Annotated in this window: 17 protein-coding genes; all 17 read left to right on the top strand. The window is 28.2% G+C overall.

Annotated features, from left to right (window positions below; all coding sequences use genetic code 11):
• Positions 1–136 precede the first annotated feature (136 nt).
• The 17 genes from BN2087_RS02165 (at position 137) to BN2087_RS02085 (ending at position 18,265) form a co-directional block, all read left to right on the top strand.
• Entirely contained in the window at positions 137–829 is a 693-nt protein-coding gene (locus BN2087_RS02165; RefSeq protein WP_049690257.1) for a YveK family protein, read from the top strand.
• A gap of 1 nt (position 830) precedes the next feature.
• Positions 831–1,487 carry a CpsD/CapB family tyrosine-protein kinase gene (locus BN2087_RS02160; RefSeq protein WP_049690256.1) on the top strand — a complete coding sequence of 219 codons (657 nt, stop codon included), beginning with the start codon at positions 831–833 and terminating at the stop codon, positions 1,485–1,487.
• Complete coding sequence (locus tag BN2087_RS09250) at positions 1,487–2,275, top strand: tyrosine-protein phosphatase (RefSeq protein ID WP_049690255.1); 789 nt, start codon at positions 1,487–1,489, stop codon at positions 2,273–2,275. The genes BN2087_RS02160 and BN2087_RS09250 overlap by 1 nt, the downstream gene beginning before the upstream one ends.
• On the top strand, positions 2,272–2,688 hold the full coding sequence (locus tag BN2087_RS02150) for an SH3 domain-containing protein (protein WP_049690254.1): 417 nt from the start codon (positions 2,272–2,274) through the stop codon (positions 2,686–2,688). Before BN2087_RS09250 ends, BN2087_RS02150 begins: the two co-directional genes overlap by 4 nt.
• A gap of 286 nt (positions 2,689–2,974) precedes the next feature.
• The gene (locus tag BN2087_RS02145) at positions 2,975–4,420 is read left to right on the top strand and encodes an LCP family protein (RefSeq protein WP_049690253.1); all 1,446 of its coding nucleotides are present in this window, start codon (positions 2,975–2,977) and stop codon (positions 4,418–4,420) included.
• Positions 4,421–4,627: 207 nt separating this feature from the next.
• On the top strand, positions 4,628–6,589 hold the full coding sequence (locus tag BN2087_RS02140; protein WP_049690252.1) for a polysaccharide biosynthesis protein: 1,962 nt from the start codon (positions 4,628–4,630) through the stop codon (positions 6,587–6,589).
• 11 nt (positions 6,590–6,600) lie between these two features.
• Positions 6,601–7,812 carry a DegT/DnrJ/EryC1/StrS family aminotransferase gene (locus tag BN2087_RS02135; protein WP_049690412.1) on the top strand — a complete coding sequence of 404 codons (1,212 nt, stop codon included), beginning with the start codon at positions 6,601–6,603 and terminating at the stop codon, positions 7,810–7,812.
• A 29-nt stretch (positions 7,813–7,841) separates the two neighbouring features.
• Positions 7,842–8,852 (top strand): NAD-dependent epimerase/dehydratase family protein, encoded by a 1,011-nt coding sequence (locus tag BN2087_RS02130; protein WP_049690251.1) that lies wholly within the window; start codon positions 7,842–7,844, stop codon positions 8,850–8,852.
• Positions 8,842–9,495 carry a sugar transferase gene (locus BN2087_RS02125; protein WP_049690250.1) on the top strand — a complete coding sequence of 218 codons (654 nt, stop codon included), beginning with the start codon at positions 8,842–8,844 and terminating at the stop codon, positions 9,493–9,495. The genes BN2087_RS02130 and BN2087_RS02125 overlap by 11 nt, the downstream gene beginning before the upstream one ends.
• Positions 9,496–9,517: 22 nt before the next feature.
• A complete protein-coding gene (locus BN2087_RS02120; RefSeq protein WP_049690249.1) occupies positions 9,518–10,717 on the top strand; it encodes an ATP-grasp domain-containing protein in 1,200 nt (399 codons plus the stop codon).
• Between the two features lie 31 nt (positions 10,718–10,748).
• Complete coding sequence (locus tag BN2087_RS02115) at positions 10,749–11,858, top strand: glycosyltransferase family 4 protein (protein WP_049690248.1); 1,110 nt, start codon at positions 10,749–10,751, stop codon at positions 11,856–11,858.
• A 13-nt stretch (positions 11,859–11,871) separates the two neighbouring features.
• Positions 11,872–12,972, top strand: a complete 1,101-nt coding sequence (locus BN2087_RS02110) for a glycosyltransferase family 1 protein (RefSeq protein ID WP_049690247.1) — start codon at positions 11,872–11,874, stop codon at positions 12,970–12,972.
• Between the two features lie 110 nt (positions 12,973–13,082).
• On the top strand, positions 13,083–14,141 hold the full coding sequence (locus tag BN2087_RS02105) for an EpsG family protein (protein WP_049690246.1): 1,059 nt from the start codon (positions 13,083–13,085) through the stop codon (positions 14,139–14,141).
• A gap of 25 nt (positions 14,142–14,166) precedes the next feature.
• Positions 14,167–15,246: a glycosyltransferase family 4 protein gene (locus BN2087_RS02100; RefSeq protein WP_049690245.1), complete on the top strand. Its 1,080-nt coding sequence runs from the start codon at positions 14,167–14,169 to the stop codon at positions 15,244–15,246.
• Between the two features lie 35 nt (positions 15,247–15,281).
• A complete protein-coding gene (locus tag BN2087_RS02095; protein ID WP_053094090.1) occupies positions 15,282–16,211 on the top strand; it encodes an ATP-grasp fold amidoligase family protein in 930 nt (309 codons plus the stop codon).
• A gap of 21 nt (positions 16,212–16,232) precedes the next feature.
• On the top strand, positions 16,233–17,726 hold the full coding sequence (locus BN2087_RS02090) for an MATE family efflux transporter (protein ID WP_049690244.1): 1,494 nt from the start codon (positions 16,233–16,235) through the stop codon (positions 17,724–17,726).
• Positions 17,727–17,731: 5 nt separating this feature from the next.
• Positions 17,732–18,265, top strand: coding sequence for a serine acetyltransferase (locus BN2087_RS02085; protein WP_053094089.1), 534 nt, complete (start codon positions 17,732–17,734; stop codon positions 18,263–18,265).
• Positions 18,266–18,313: the final 48 nt, after the last annotated feature.

Below are 18,313 nucleotides of genomic sequence, written 5' to 3'. Positions count from 1 at the left end.
ATAATTTAATTTTATATTTTTTAGAGAATAATTGCTATAAAATATTGAAATTTGTATTATTTTGTTATAAACTAAAGGGTAGTGAGAATTTTTATGTTCTTTTGAGTTTAAAAAAATTTATATAAAGGAGAGATAAATGGATCAAGAAAATATTGATTTATTGGAATTGGTTAGGAAGTTAAAAAAGCATCTGTTTTCGATTGCTTGTTTGGCTATTATATTTGCCGCTTTATCTTATGCAGCTTCTGTTTTTATTATTACACCTAAATATGAGGCTGTTACTACTATGATTGTTAGTAATTCTAAAAATGAACAAAATCAAAAAGATGGAGATGTGGATATTAATCAAATCAATGCTAATAGAGCTTTGGTTTCTACTTATTCTGAGATTGTTAAGAGCAAGGGCGTTGCTGATAAGGTAATTAATAATTTGAAACTTGATATGGATTTTGAAGAATTTTCTAAAAAAGTTTCTATTGAACCTGTTAAGGATACTCAAATTATTTCTGTTAAGGTTGTTGATACTGTTCCTGAAAGATGTATGGATATTGCTAATGCAACTTCTATGGTTTTTAAGGATTCTGTAACAAAGATCATGAAGGTTGATAATGTTCAAATTCTTGATAAGGCTAATTTGCCTGAAGAACCTTCTTCACCTAATGTTAAAAAGAATACTGCTATTGGTTTGGTTTTAGGTTTTGTTATTGGTGTAGGACTTTCTTTGTTTAGGGAACTTATGGATACAACTTTTAAGACAACTGATGATATTGCTGAGGCTTTTGATATTCCTGTTCTTGGCATGGTTCCAGATAAGAGTAAAGGAGAGTAAGATGGCGAAAAAACACGGTTATTATAGCACTTCTTCTGTTTTTGATGAGGCTATTCGTTCTGTTAGAACTAATATTCAATTTTCTGATATTGATGATAAGAAAAGGGTCATTGCTATGACTTCTTCTAAACCTAGTGAGGGCAAGACTACTGTTTTGTATTCTATTGCTAAATCTTTTGCTGAAAATGGAAATTCTGTTGTACTTTTGGATTTTGATTTGAGAATGCCAAAGGTTGGCAAGGTTGCTGGTATTGAAACTAATATGGGTATTACTAATGTTATTACTGGTAAGGTTGATCTTAATAGGGCTTTGATTAAAGATCAAAAAGAGGATAATCTTTTTGTTTTGCTTTCTGGTCCTGTTCCTCCAAATCCAGCTGAAATTTTGGCTTCTAATCATGTGAAAGAATTGATTAAGGAGCTTTCTCAAAGATTTGATTATGTATTTTTGGATACTCCTCCTGTTGGGTTATTTACTGATGCTTCTATCGTTTCAACTTATTGTGATGGGGTTATTTTTGCTATTAAATCAAATGATACTAAAAAGGAAGAAGTAAGCCACGCTCTTGAGAATTTGAAAAAGGTTAATGGTAAAGTTTTGGGAGCTATCCTTACTTTTGCTGACTTGAATGAATCTACTTACAAGGGTTATTATTAATGATTGACGTTCACAATCATATAATTTACGGGGTTGATGATGGATCTAGGTCTTTGGATGAATCTTTGAAGATGATTGAGCTTTTTATGGCAAATGGTTTCAATAAAATTATTGCCACAAGTCACTATGATCCATCAAGATATATGGTAAAAAAGGAAGATATTTTGGAAAAATCTTCTATTTTAAATGATGAGATTAAAAAAAGATCTCTAGATTTTAAAATTTATCCAGGTCATGAAATTCAAGTTGATCCTAAAATTTTGAATAAAATTCGTGATGGCAAGCTTTTAACTTTGAATAATTCTAGATATGTTTTGTGTGAGCTTTCTTTTGTAAATAAGCCTTTATTTTTGAGGGATTTGTTTTATAATCTTTCTCTTGAAGGATATGTACCTATTATTGCTCATGCTGAAAGATATCCTTATGTTGAAGCTCATACTTCATTCTTAGATGAATTTATAAAAATGGGAGCTCTTGTTCAGATTAATTTTTCTTCTATGAATTCTCATAGAAAAACCACCCAAAGGCTATTAGAAAAAAATATGGTTCATTTTATTGGAACTGACTCCCACCAATCTGAGTGGAGAAGTCCAAATATTCAAAATGAAAAAAGAGAAATTATTGAAATAATTGGACAAGATAAATTTGATGAACTGACTTTAATAAATCCTAAAAAAGTTATAAATGATGAATTTATAGCAAGTCATTATGATGATATTGTAAGAGATGAGGATAAGAAAAAGAAAAGTAAGAAGAAAAGCTTATTTAATTTTTGGAGAAAAAAATGAAGATAAAATATATTGTTTGCTCTTTTGCTCTTATTCTTGCCCTAAGCTCATGTGAAAAAAAGCAAGAAAAATATGAAAAAAGAGATGTAAAGATTGATACTGTATTTGACAATTCAAATTCTAATGTAGAAAATGTTGATCAAAACAACAATCTTGAAGTAAATCCAAGTGAAGAAAATACTGATCTAAATAACAAGGATGGGGAAACTTACAGGGTTACAACAAGTGTAAATTTGAGAGAAACTCCTACAGTTGACGAAGATAATTATATTGATGCAATTCCAGCAAATACCAAAGTTGTTTTTATTGAAGAAGTTGAAAATAATCTTGGTGAGTCTTGGTCTAAAATCACTTATAAGGGTAAAACTGGTTTTGTTGCAAGTAATTTCTTGGAAAAAATCGTTGAAAATTAGGCTTAAAAGTAATTTTATTAATAATTTTAAAAGAGCTTTTGTAAAATTTTGATTTTTTATAAATCATTATTTTACAAAAGCTTTTTTGTTTGATAAAAACTTAAAAAAATTCGCACGGAAATTATTTTAAATTTTAAAGTTTAAAAAATTTTAAAAACTACATAAAAAATCAAAAAGAAGGCTTATAAATATAAGGCTTGATTAGCAAAATAATTGACAAATGTTGTGAATTAGTATATTCTATTGTGAGAATAAATAAGATAGTATAAGGGAGATTATTATTTAAATGTTTAAAAGTTTGATATCAAAAATTACAATTTTTTTGGCAACTATAATTTATGTTGTATTTTTTTATTTTTTAAATAGATACAATATTTTGCCGTTGAGATATAGATTTATATTATTAGGGATAATTTTATTTATTATTTTAATTTTTTCTTTATTAATTTTTAGAATAAAAATAAAGGATAAGCCATTAAAGGCCTTTTTTATATTTTTACTTTTCTTAATTAGTGCAGTTGAAGCTTTGTTTATGTCTTATGCAAGTACTTCAATCCAAACTGTTGAAAAAATCAACCAAAAAAAGAGCGATAATAGGATAAAGATGTCTTTGGTTGTTTTAAGAGAATCACCACTTGAAACTTTGAATGATTTGGAAGATGTTCAAGTTGCTATTGCAAAAAATATGGATAGCAAAAATATCAATCAGGCTTTGAAAAAATATAAGAAAGAAACTGGTGAAGACCTAAATGTTGAAGATTATGGTGATTATTTAAATTTGGGTCAAAGTTTATTAAATGGAAACACACAAGCAATATTACTAAATGAAAACTTTAGACAAATGCTTGATGAAACTCTTGGTGAATTTAGCAAACAAACTAGGGTTATTAAATCATTTTCTGTTAAAGGTGATGATAAATTTAATGAAAATAAAGAAGTTAAAAAGGGCGAGAGTTTCAATGTTTATATTTCAGGAATTGATACTTACGGAGATCTTTCAACAGTATCAAGATCTGATGTAAACTTAATTGTGAGCGTTAATCCTAAAGAAGGAAAAATTTTGATTACAACAATTCCAAGAGATACCTATGTAAATATAGCAGGACTTGGAGATTATGCAAATGATAAACTAACACATGCAGGCTTATTTGGAGTTGATACTTCAATAAAAACTTTAGAAAATTTCCTTGATATAAATATAGACTATTATGCAAAAGTGAATTTCACAACTCTAACTCAACTAATTGACTTATTAAATGGAGTTGACGTAGAAAATCCGGTGGCTTTTGAAGCCAATGGTGGGAAATATTTCCCACAAGGCACAATTCATATGGATGGAGAAATGGCTTTGGCATATTCAAGAGAAAGATATCATTTGGCAGAAGGCGATTTTGATAGAGGAAAAAATCAAGTAAGAGTAATGACAGGAATAATTAGAAAATTGTTGTCAACAGAAACTCTTTTGAATTTCAATTCTATAGCAGAAGTTGCACTAAATTCAGTAAATACAAATATGCCTTATGACAAAATGATTGAAATGGCAAACGGACAAATAGATCAACCAAAGAATTGGAAGATAAAAAGTCAAGCTGTAAGAGGTCAAGATGCGACAGGATTACCATCATATCTAATGCCAGGAAGTAATTTATATATGATGAAAGCAGACGATGAGTCAATCGATAAAATTCATGATGGGATTTTGAGAAATAATAAAAATAAAATAGAAAATTAATACTATATAAGGGTAAGATATATAAATTTTTATGATTTTTTTCAAAATTATAAGTCAAAATTTTTAGCTTACCCTATGTATATTTTTAGGTCTATTAATGATAAAATATATAAAGTGGGCATTTTATCCACTTGAATTTGCTATACATAATTTATATTTATGTTTAAGGACAATTAAAAAATAAATATTTAATAAAAAGGAATAAAAATGGAAACTAAAAAAATATTAAATAAAAAAACATATATACTTTTAGTTTTTGATATTATAATCATAAACTTGGCATATTTTTTAGCCTTGTATTTGAGATTTGATGGAAGTTTTATCCAAATACCAAAAATATATCTACAAGCATTTAAAAATTATGCCCTAATAAATACGATAATTACTTTGGCAATATATTCAGCATTTAAGCTTTACAGGATAATACTAGAATACGCATCTTATAACGAATTAATAAAAATAACACAAGCAGTAGTTCTATCCCTATTAATTCACGTATTTGGCATATCAGTATTATTTCAAAGGATGCCAATATCATATTTTGTTTTCGGATTTTTAATCCAATACACTCTAACAGTTGGAGTAAGATTTGCCAACAAAATGATTATCCAAAGCAAATACAACATTATTGACAGAAATCCAGAATTTAAAAGAGCCTTAATAGTTGGAGCAGGTTCAGCTGGACAAACAATAAAAGAAGATATAAACAAATCAAATAGAAAAGAGAATATAGGAATAAAAGTAGTAGCCTTTATAGACGATAATCCAGAAAAAAAAGGTCAATATATAGACGGAACCAAAATATATGGTGGAAGAGACTGCATAAAAGAACTAGTAAAAAAAGAAGATATAGACCTGATACTAGTAGCCCTACCATCAGCCCAAGAAAGTCAAAAAAGAGAAATCCTACAAATATGCAACGAAACAAATTGTGAAATAAAAGTTCTACCAGGAATTTACCAATTAGTATCAGGAAGCGTATCAATGTCAGGAATGAAAGATGTCCAAATTGAAGATTTATTGGGACGAGATCCAGTGAAATTTTTCTCAAATGAAACATTTGATTACCTTAATGACAAGGTTGTTCTTGTAACAGGAGGAGGTGGATCAATAGGGTCAGAATTATGTAGGCAAATTGCCCAATATGGACCAAAACTTTTGATAATATTTGATATATACGAAAACAATGCCTACGAAATCGAACAAGAGTTAAAAAGAAACAACAAAGATTTAAAATTTATCACCTTGATTGGTTCAGTAAGAGACTTTTCAAGAGTAAAAAAAGTATTCGAAACCTACAAACCAGAAATAATATTTCACGCAGCAGCGCACAAACACGTTCCATTGATGGAAGTAAGTCCAGTAGAAGCAATAAAAAATAACGTAAGAGGAACCTACATAGTAGCCCTACTTTCATTAATATACGATGCAAAAAGATTTGTATTAATATCAACAGACAAGGCAGTAAATCCAACATCGGTAATGGGAGCAACAAAAAGAGTTTGCGAGAAAATAATCCAAGGAATAAACGATATAAGACAAAACAAAGAATACGAAAAACTCGCAAAAGTAACAATTAACGATGGCGATAGATTAGTTTCCATAAATCCAAAAGAGCTTTTGCAAGGAAAAGATTCAAAAACAGAATTTGTTGCAGTAAGATTTGGAAATGTATTGGGTTCAAACGGATCAGTAATACCACTATTCAAAGAACAAATAGCATCAGGAGGACCTGTAACAGTAACTCACCCAGAAATAATCCGCTACTTTATGACCATAAAAGAGGCTGTAAAATTAGTTTTACAAGCAGGTTCAATGGCAAAAGGTGGAGAAATATTTGTGCTAGATATGGGAGAGCCGGTAAAAATAGACTACTTGGCAAGACAATTAATAAAATTATCAGGCTACAAACCAGACATAGACATGCCGATAGTATACACAGGCCTAAGACCAGGAGAAAAACTATACGAAGAAAGACTAATGGACGAAGAACTCCTATCAGATACAAAAGTAGAAGGCATATCCGTAGGAAGACCATTAGAATTTTCAAAAGAAGAATTTTTCCATAAGCTCGACAAAGTAATTAACCAAGAAAACATAGACGAGCTAGATATAGTTGTTACGATAAATACTTTGATAAGTACATTTATAGGAAAGGGTAATAAATAATGACAAAAAAAATGAACATACCATTCTCACCACCAGATATTAGTGATGAAGAAATAAAAGAAGTTATCGACGCATTAAAATCAGGTTGGATAACAACAGGACCAAAAACAAAAAAATTAGAAAAAGATTTGCTAGAATTTACAGGAACAAGCAAAGGAGTTTGCCTAAATTCCCAAACAGCAGCGGCAGAAATGACCCTTAGAGTTTTAGGAATAGGACAAGGTGATGAAGTAATCACAAGTGCTTACACCTACACAGCAACAGCCTCAGTAGTAGAACACGTTGGAGCAAAATTAGTTTTAGTAGATACCCAAGAAGAAAATTTAGAAATGGACTATGAAAAATTAAAAGATGCCATAAACGAAAAAACCAAAGTAATAATACCAGTAGATTTAGGTGGAGTACCTTGCGATTACGATAAAATTTTCCAAATAGTAGAAGAAAAGAAAAATTTATTCAAAGCAAACAATGAAATCCAAGAAGCCTACAACAGAATAATTGTAATGGCAGACACAGCTCACGCTTTAGGAGCAGAATACAAAGGAAAAAAAGTAGGATCAATAGCAGATTTTTCAAACTTTTCCTTCCATGCAGTAAAAAATTTCACAACAGCAGAAGGTGGATATGCAACATGGAAAGACAAAGAAGGAATAGATAACGAAAAATTATATAAAAAATATCAACTCCTATCCCTTCACGGCCAATCAAAAGATGCCCTAAGCAAAACAAAACTAGGTTCATGGGAATATGATGTAGTAGGCCCTTGGTACAAGTGCAATATGACAGATATATTAGCAGGAATAGGACTTGCCCAAGTAAAAAGATATCCATTACTTTTAAAAAGAAGAAAAGAAATAATAGAAAAATACGACCAAGCCTTTAGACCATTAGGAATAAAAAGTCTAAACCACTTTGACCAAAATCATAAATCATCAGGCCATCTTTATATATCACAAATTCCAGGAATAGATACAGAACAAAGAAATAAAATAATAGAAGAAATGGCAGAAAAAGGAATAGCATGTAACGTTCACTATAAACCACTTCCATTATTAACAGCCTACAAAAATCTAGGATTTGAAATAAAAGATTATCCAAACGCCTACAATCACTACAAAAACGAAATAACCCTCCCACTACACACAAAACTTTCAGACGAAGAAGTTGATTATATTATTGAAAGTTTTTGTGAGATTGTAAAGAGATATAAATCATTTTTATAAAAGATATAGGTTAGAGGGAGGATGACAAAATGTATATAATAATAGGTGCTTCAAGCTTTATAGGTGTCTATACAGTTGATGAATTTCTAAAGCAAGGTTGTAAAGTTGTTGTTACAGGAAGGAACAATAAATTTAAAGAATATTATGATAAACTAGGAGTAGAATATATAAACTTAGATTTGGTTAATAAAAAAGATTTTGATTTACTTCCTACAGAAGGTGTTGAGGGAGTAATATTATTAAGTGGATTATTACCAGCAAATTCTAAGGCTGATTTAAACAAAAAAGAAAATGCTGCAGATTATTTTCAAGTAAATACCATAGGAACTATAAATTTACTTGAATATTGTAGAAAAAACAAAATAAAAAGAGTTATATCAACCTGTTCCTACGCTGATGTGAAAGGCGCTTGGGGTAAAAAGGTTATAAGTGAGGATGAACCTCGTGATTATATATATCATGGAGATCATGCAGTTTATGTGTTTTCTAAAAATGCTGCAAATGATATAATGCAATACTACAATGAACAACATGGTATGAAAAATGCATGGTTTAGATTTCCTCCTGTATATGGAGTTGGTCCTCATGATTATATTTATATAAATGGAAAATTAAAAAAATCAGGACTAAGGACTTTTATTGATAATGCAAGAGAGGGAAAAGATATTTGCATTTTTGGAGATAAAAATTTGAGCAGGGATGTTACTTATGTAAAAGATGTGGCACATGCATTTTATCTTGCTATAAAAAGTGAGAATGCAGAAGGACTTTATAATATGACATCAGGTCGTGGAGTTACTCTACAAGAACAAGCTGAAATAATATCAGAAATCTGGGCTCCCAATATAGAAAAAAAGTCTAAAATAACTTATAAACCTGAAGTAAATAATAACACTAAATCTTATCTATTTTCAATGGAGAAAGCTAAGAATGATTTTGGATATGTTCCTAAATATGCTGATTTTAAATTGATGATGCAAGATTATAAGAAGGATTGGGATAACAATAAATATCAGGAGCTTTTTGGATATGTCGAATAAAATGAAACGATCAGGTAACTTAGTATTTAGATTTATAAAAAGAACATTTGATATAATTCTTTCTTTAATATTAATTATACCTGTTATCTTTATTATTATAATATCATATATATTTATAAAGATTGAAGATGGTGGGGCTATATTTTACAAAGCGGATAGAACGGGACTCTTTGGAATACCTTTTAAAATGTATAAATTGCGTTCTATGAAGGAGAATGCACCAGACATAAGATTAGAAGATGGCTCAACATTTAATGGAGACAATGATCCTAGAGTTACAAGATTTGGTAAATTTGCAAGAAAAACAAGTATAGATGAGCTTCCACAAATCATAAATGTTCTAAAAGGAGATATGAGTTTTATTGGACCGAGACCAGACACTCCTATATATTTAGATAAGTATACAGATGAAGAAAAGATTATTCTTACAGTACGTCCAGGGATTACAGGGTACAATCAAGCTATTAATAGGAACTCTGTTTTAACAAAGGAAAAATTAAAAAATGATGTCTATTATGTTAATAATTTATCATTAGTTTTCGATTTGAAGATAATATTTATGACTTTAAATACAATAATTAGACGAAAGAACGTAAACAGAAATACCTCTGAAAGAGGAAATGCTTTTGTTGAAAATGAATAAATCATTGGGGTAATTATATAAAATGAAAAAAATAATGATATTAGGAGCAAGTATTTTACAAGTTCCAGCTATTCAAAAAGCTATTGATATGGGACTAGAGGTTATTGTAGTAGATATGAATCCAAAAGCATTAGGATTTGAAATTCCAAATGTCAAAAAAGAAATCATTAGTACAATAGACATTGATTCTGTCTTGAGCGCTGCAAAAAAACATAATATTGATGCAATAATAACAATAGCTAGCGATATGCCGATAATGACTGTTGCAAAAGTTTCTGAAGAATTAGGTTTAGTCGGTGTTGATTTAGATACAGCTATAAAAGCTACAAACAAATCAAAAATGAGAGAAGCCTTAAAAAAATCAGGTGTACCTGTTCCTTTATTTTTTAAAGTCAATAACTTAGAAGAATGCTTAAGAGCTGTAAAAAAAATAAAAGAGGAAGGTTATAGATGCATTTTAAAGCCTTCTGATAATTCTGGAAGCAGAGGAATAGTTTTATTACCTGATTTTGATGAAGATACAATAAAAAAATCTTATGAGTATAGTAAAAGTAATTCTAGGAATAAAACTGTAATGGTTGAAGAATTTATGGAGGGTCCAGAAGTTAGTGTAGAAACAATAAGTGTAGATGGAAGATGTTATATAATTCAAATTACTGATAAAATTACAACTGGAGCACCTTATTTTGTTGAAATGGGGCATTCTCAACCAAGCCAATTGCCTGATGATATAAAGTATAAAATCAAAGAAGTTGCGATAGCAGCGAATAAAGCTATAGGTATAAAAGATGGACCATCTCATACTGAGATTAAAATTACAAATAGTGGCCCTAAAATTGTAGAAATAGGTGCAAGACTTGGAGGAGACAATATAACTACACATCTGACACCATTATCTACAGGTGTTGATATGGTTGAAAACTGTATAAGAATATCTTTGGGAGAAAAACCAGATATAAAAATAAAATATAATAAATCATCTGCAATAAGATATTTAAGTCAAAGCTACGGTAAAATAAAGACTATAGAAGGTATAAAAGAAGCTGAAAAAATTCCAGGAATAAGACAAGTATCAATTATTCATCGAGAAGGGGAAACATTAAATGGAATAAAAAGCAGTTCGGATAGGGTAGGATTTGTGATAGGGCAAGCAGACAATATTAAAGATACTATTTCAATAATTCAAAAGGCTTTAAGTCTTATAAAAATAGAATTTTTTTAGTATCTAAACTTATATAGATGGAGTTTCATTAATGAAAATTGCTATAATGTGTAATGGATTTAGTTCTAAAGGATTTGATAGAACAGAATTGGTAGATATGTTAAATGAAGAAGGCTACGAAGTATATTTAGGCCTAATTAATGATGGGAAGATAAATGCTTGTTATGAAAAAATTAATACTAAATTATTATTTATAGATGCAAATAGGAATAACATCAACCCTTTTGTAGAGCTTAAGTCATTATTAAACATAAAGAATAAATTAAAGAATGAACATATAGATTCGGTTATTATATATGGAGTTAAAAATCATATATCAATGATTTTAGCAGCGAAAATAGCTAGAGTAAAAAAAATAATATGTGTTGTTAATGGCAAGGGTAATCTTTTTATACTAGAAGGTTTAAAATGGACCTTAGTTAGAGCAATATCATTTCCGATGCTTAAATTAGCATATAGTTTAGCTGACTATATATGCTTTCAGAATAATGATGATAGAAAAGAATTTATAGATAAAGGCTTAGTTAAAAACACATCAAAAATCTTTTTGACTGGTGGATCTGGTGTTAATTTAGAAAAATTTCCACAAATGGATTTTGTAAACGAAAATTCATTTTTGTTTTTATCAAGAATAACAGAATCTAAAGGACTTAAAGAATATATTCAAGCTGCAGAAATTGTCAAAAAAAAGTATCCATCGGCTGTTTTTAATGTTGTTGGTCCGTTAGACAATACGGTAGAAGAGTCAAATCTAAATAAATTTTTAAAAAAAGCAGAAAAAGACAATATTGTAGTATATCATGGTGAAACAAGAAATGTACAAAAATACATGGCAAATTCTAGATTTTTTATATATCCTTCATATTACCCAGAAGGTATTCCAAGATCAGCGCTACAAGCTTTGGCAACTGGTAGACCAATTATAACTTTTAATACTCCAGGCTGTAAAGAAACTGTCAAAAATGGAATAAATGGTTTTGTAGTTGAAAAAAAAGATATAAGAGCATTAGCTGATAAGATGATTTGGATGATTGAACACAAAAAGGAAATAGAAATTATGGCATTAGAATCTAGAAAATTTGCTGAGGAAAAATTTAATGTATACAAAGTTAACGAAAAAATAATAAATAAACTGAAATAACTCAAGGAGAATAATGATTAGAGTATTACATGTATTAGGTGGATTAAATAGAGGTGGTGCAGAAACCATGGTAATGAATTTCTACAGATCAATGGATAGGAATAAAGTCCAATTTGATTTTATTATTCATAGTAATTCACAAAACGATTATAGAAAAGAAATAGAAGAAATGGGTGGTAAAATATATGTATTTCCTAAATTTAAAGGATACAATATTATGAATTATAGAAAAGTTTGGAAAAATTTTTTTGAAAACCATCCAGAATACAAGATTATACATTCACATATAAGAAGTTATGCAAGCCTATTTTTTCCAATTGCTAGTAAATATGGTTTAAAAACAATTATACATAGCCACAGCACTTCAAATGGTAAGGGGTTTATGTCTATTATAAAATATATATTACAAAAACCCTTAGCAAATCAGGCTGATTATTTATTTGCTTGTTCTGAAGAAGCTGGAAGATGGTTATACGGATCAAAAAAAATTAAAGGGGATAATTATTTTTTGGTGAAAAACTCTATAAATGTTGAAAATTATAAATATAATGAAAACATCAGAAATAAATACAGAGACTATCTAGGTATAAAAAATAATATAGTATTAGGTCATGTGGGAAGACTATCTGGTCCAAAAAATCATAAATTTTTATTGAGAGTTTTTAAAGGTGTTTTGGAAAGAAATGAAAAATCAGTTTTATTAATTGTTGGAGATGGCGACTTAGAAGATGAAATAAATAAAAAAATTAATGAGTTGAATTTAGAGGGAAAAGTCTATATGTTGGGCTCTAGAGATGATATAAACTGTATATTACAAGCTATAGATATTTTTTTATTTCCATCTATTTGGGAAGGATTACCAGTTGCAGTTGTTGAAGCGGAGTCATCAGGACTTCCTTGTATAGTATCAGAAACTGTAACAAATGAGGTGAAACTATTGCCTACTCTAAAATACTTGCCTATAAATAAAGGAGAAGACATATGGATAAAAACCGTTTTAAATACAAATTTATCCAGATTCAAAGGGGCATCTGAGGTAATAAAGTCAGAAGGATTTGATATAAGAGAAACATCTAAATGGCTATTAAAATTTTATAAAAGTTTGATATGCTAATAAATTTTTAGGACAGCAATCTATTAAATTGTAAATTCAAATATTTAACTAATAAAATTTTTATAACCATTACAGAAAACAACAAAATGATTTTTAAAAAGGAGTTTTTTTTGAAAATTTATATAATTTTATTAGCATTCATTTTATTAAATATTTTTTTAGAGGTTTCATTTTCATATTTAATAATATCTAGAGTAAAGATTAATACAAGAAAATTGAGTTTTTTCTTATGCTTTATTTCTATACTTATTATAGGACTTATGAGGAGCGAATATTTAGGTGTAGATGTAGCTAATTATAGGAATTATTTTTTAAAATTTTATCCTAGTAAAGATATTACGTTTTTTCTATTAAATTTTAAATATGATATAGGATATGTTTTGTTAAATAAATTTGTTAGGTTGTTTACAAGTAATTTTAGAATATTTGAAAATATAGTGTTTTGTATAAGTTTTTGTATTTTTTCTTATATTATATATAAAAAATCAAGCTATCCAGCCTTAAGTTTTTTGGTTTATATTGGATTAGGATTTTTGGGGACTAATTTGTGCATTCTTAGACAATCTATTGCATGCTCAATTTGTTTCTTGGGATTTGATTTTCTGAAAAGAAATAAGAAACTGTTTTATTTTTTATTAATATTCCTTGCTATTTCATTTCATAAGACAGCTATTTTTTTCATTTTGTCTTATGTTATTACAGATACTAATTATAAAAAAATAATGTTGATCAAAAAAAATATATTAATTTTAATAGCTATTTTAGGTTCCATGTATGTTATACCTCATTTGTATAAATTTTATTCAAATGATTATTCTAATACATCTGTATCAGGTAATGGTTATAATTTATTACTTTTTTATATAACTGTATCTTTTATATTAAGTATAATAATAGATCAAAAAAATGTAAGAGATGAAATTAAAGATTACGAAGGTTCATTCGGCTCAATATATCTTCAAATCGGAGCCTTAAGTTTTTCGTTGTTTGCCAGAGTAACAAGATATTTTGAACTGATATATACAATGTCAGTTCCTAACATAATCTATAGGTCTAAGTATAGTAGATTTTATGCATTTGTATTTTCTATAATATTTTCTATTTTATATATCTATGGGTTAATTAAAGATGGTTGTCAAATAGTGCCATACGTTTTTTTCTTTATGTAAATTTTTTATTTTTTAGGAGAATATTATGAAAATTTTATTTTATATAAATACACTAGGAAAAGGAGGGGCCGAAAGAGTAGTTACAAATTTAGCAAATCAATTTGCGAATAAAAATTATGAAGTATTACTAGCTACATCTTATATAGTTGAAGAAGAATATAAAACAAATTCAAATGTAAAGAAGATAATCTTAGGAAATCGCAATAAGTCTTCAATGAATAGAATTTTTAAGAATATAAATATTATAAGGCAATTAAGAAAAATAATTGAAGATGTGAAACCAGATTTAATGGTTTCATTTATGAGAGAACCAGTAGTTAGGGCATTAATTGCTTCTAGAAAACTGGATGTTAAAAATATAATATCTATCAGAAACGATCCAAGTAAAGAATATCCAGGGATAATAGGAAAAATTATATCAAAATACTTATTACCAAAAGCAGATGGTTGTGTATTTCAAACGGAAGATGCAAAAAAATATTTTCCAAAAAGATTACAAGAGAGATCAAAAATTATATTCAATCAAGTAGATGAAGAATTTTTCAACATTAAAAGAAAAGATCCTGAATATATAGTATCGATTGGAAGATTGACTAAACAAAAAAATCATATAATGCTAATAAATGCATTTAAAAAAGTTGTAGAGAAGTATCCTAGTGAAAAACTTTTTATATATGGGGAAGGGACCCTAAAAGAATTTTTGAAAAATCAAATAGAAGAAAAAGACTTGGAAGATAGAGTTATCCTAAAAGGAGTAACTAATAATGTTAGTGAAGTATTATCAAAAGCGAAGATATTTGTATTATCGTCAGACTACGAAGGAATGCCAAATACGCTTTTAGAAGCTATGGCGGCAGGAGTACCGTCTATTTCTACTGATTGTCCTTGTGGTGGTCCTAAAGCTATAATAAGTCCAGGAGAAGATGGTTTTCTAATTAATGTCAAAGACGAAGAGGAATTAGAAAAAAAGATTTTACTATTATTAGACAACAAAAAATTGTCAGAAAAAATTAGTAGAAATGCGAAAGAAAAATCTGAAATATTTAAACCTAATCAAATATTTGAACAATGGGAAGATTATTTCAAAGATGTTATTAATAAATAGAAAGGAAATTGTACAAAAAATACAATTACAATAAAATGCCAAAAAATATTTTGAAAAAGATAAATAAATATATATTAGATAAAGAATATAGAGTGAGAGTAAATTCGAAGCTTGGACTATATAAAAACCTAGATGATAAAAAGTTTATAGAAAAAATGTTCGCAGTTACAATGAAATATCCATTAAATTTAGAAAACCCTAAAACATTTAATGAAAAATTACAATGGTTGAAGCTATATGACAGAAATCCTTTATATACAAAATTAGTAGATAAATATAAAGTTAGAGAATATATAGCAAAAAAAATTGGAGAAGAGTATCTAATTCCTTTATTAGGAGTATGGGATGATCCAAGTGATATTGATTTTGACATATTACCAAATAAATTTGTTTTAAAATGCAACCATAATTCGGGACTTGGAATGTGTATATGTACAGATAAAAGTAAACTTGATATAAATAAAGTGAAAAATGAATTAAAGAAAGGCCTAGAACAAGATTATTATCTTAATGGGAGAGAATGGCCTTACAAAAATGTTCCTAGAAAAATAATTTGTGAGAAATATATGGCTAATGACAGCACAGAAGGACTGGATGACTATAAATTCTATTGTTTTGATGGACAAGTAAAATTATTAGGCATATTTCGAGGAAGAAATACAGATAGACTTACAACAGGAGATTTCTTTGATAGAAACTATGAATGGCAAAATATGAAATATGGTTATCCAAACTCCAAGCAAAAACCAAAGAAGCCTAATAAATTTGAAGAAATGGTAAAATTAGCAGAAATTCTATCTGAGGGATTTGCAGAAATAAGAGTAGATTTATATCTGTGTGGAGAAAAAATATATTTTGGTGAATTAACATTCTTTGATGGTGGTGGTTTTGATGAAATAGAACCAGTCGATTGGGATTATAAATTAGGAAGTTATATAAATTTAGAAAATCCAAATAAAAGTTAATATTTAGGAGAATTATTTGTTATGGGAAGAAAAAAACTATTAGCATTAAATACAAGCTCATCGCTTATATTCCAGGTTACGACGATTATTTGTGGTTTTATATTACCTAGACTTATACTAGAATCTTATGGATCAGAAGTTAATGGTTTAGTAAATTCTATTATGCAATTTTTGGCTATTATATCTTTTTTAGAACTTGGAGTAGGTGCTGTAATACAGTCATCTTTATATAAACCATTAGCAGATAAAGATTATGATCAGATAAGTAGGGTTGTAGCTTCAGGGCAAAAATTCTTCTCAAGATTAGCGATGATTCTTCTGTTTTATGTATTGATTTTGATATGTGTATATCCATTAATAGTTAAAGCTAATTTTGGATTTTTATATACAGCTACAATGATTTTAGTAATAAGCATAAGTTCTTTTGCTCAATACTATTTTGGAGTTGTAAATAGCCTATTAATAACAGCCAATCAAAGAGGGTATTTTTCTTATAATATCCAAACAATAACATTAATACTTAATACTATTGCGTGTTTTATCCTAATAAAATTAGGTGCTTCAATTCATATAGTAAAATTAACAACATCTTTGATTTATTTAGCTAGACCTTTGATTCTTTCGTTTTATGTAAAGAGGAATTATAAAATAAATTGGGATGTAAAATATGATAAGGAACCAATAAAACAAAAATGGAATGGAATAGCACAACATGTGTCAGCAGTAGTATTGGATGGTACTGATAATATTGTACTCACAATATTTATGGGACTTGAAATAGTCTCAGTTTATTCGGTATATAATATGGTTGTTATGGGAGTTAAGAAACTTCTTATGTCTATGACAAATGGAATTCAATCCCTAATGGGAGAACTTCTTGCTAAAAGAGAATTTGATAAATTAAGACTTTTTTTTGGATGGGTTGAATGGAGTATACATACAGGAACAACTTTTATATTCGGAGTTACATCAATTTTGATTATTCCATTTGTACAAATATATACATCTGGGATAAATGACACAAATTATGTTCAGCCATTATTTTCTATATTAATAGTAGTAGCAAATGCGGGTCATTGTCTACGCTTGCCATACAATATTTTAATATTAGCAGGAGGTCATTATAAACAAACTCAAAAGAATTATATAATTGCAGCTACGATAAATATTGTTATATCAATATTATTTGTTAATATTTTTGGTTTATCAGGAGTTGCAATAGGAACATTATTGGCAATGTTTTATCAAACTATATGGATGGAAATATATGATTCTAAAAATTTAATACATTGGCCTATAAAATACTTTATAAAACAACTATTAGTTGATTTTATTACAATTTTATTTTTTGCTATTATCGCTAGATTATTAAGTATAGATGAAATCACTTGGGTTTCTTGGCTAATATATTCAATAAAAGTTAGCATAATTTCTTTGTTTTTTGTTGGAATAGTTAACACAATATTTTATAAAAGATATATTATGCTTATTTTAGAAAAAATATTTAAAAGGTAAAAATAATGGATAGAAATATTAAAAGTAAATTATATTCGGATTTGTGTAGGTATGGTGGAGATTACAAAAAAATTCCTAAATTCCAAAAATGGTTTAGAAAATATCAAAATTCAAAAAATCACTTATTGAAATTTATATATAAAGTTTTATTTGTCTTAGATAGAAATAAAAACTTTATTGAAATGTCTGCTGAATCTAAAATAGGAGAAGGATTATATATAGGGCATCCTTTTGCAATCACAATAAATCCTCAAGCCATTATTGGCAGAAATTGTAATATTCATAAAGGGGTTACAATAGGTCAAGAAAATAGGGGAAGAAAAAAAGGAGCTCCTATAATTGGCGATGAAGTATGGATTGGAATTAATTCAACAATTGTTGGCAAAATTTTCATAGGTAATGACGTGTTAATTTCTGCAAATTCATTTGTGAATTTTGATGTTCCAGATCATTCTATAGTTATAGGTAATCCTGGAAAAATTATTCCTAGAGAGAATGCTACAGATTCTTATATTAATAACAAATATAAAGATATATAAAAAGGTAAAAGTCCATAATATTTCTTAAATGATCTAGCGAAATATTAT

It is taken from the genome of Anaerococcus jeddahensis, assembly GCF_001182725.1.
Classification (GTDB): domain Bacteria; phylum Bacillota; class Clostridia; order Tissierellales; family Peptoniphilaceae; genus Anaerococcus; species Anaerococcus jeddahensis.
This window is presented reverse-complemented; position numbering and strand designations above follow the sequence as displayed.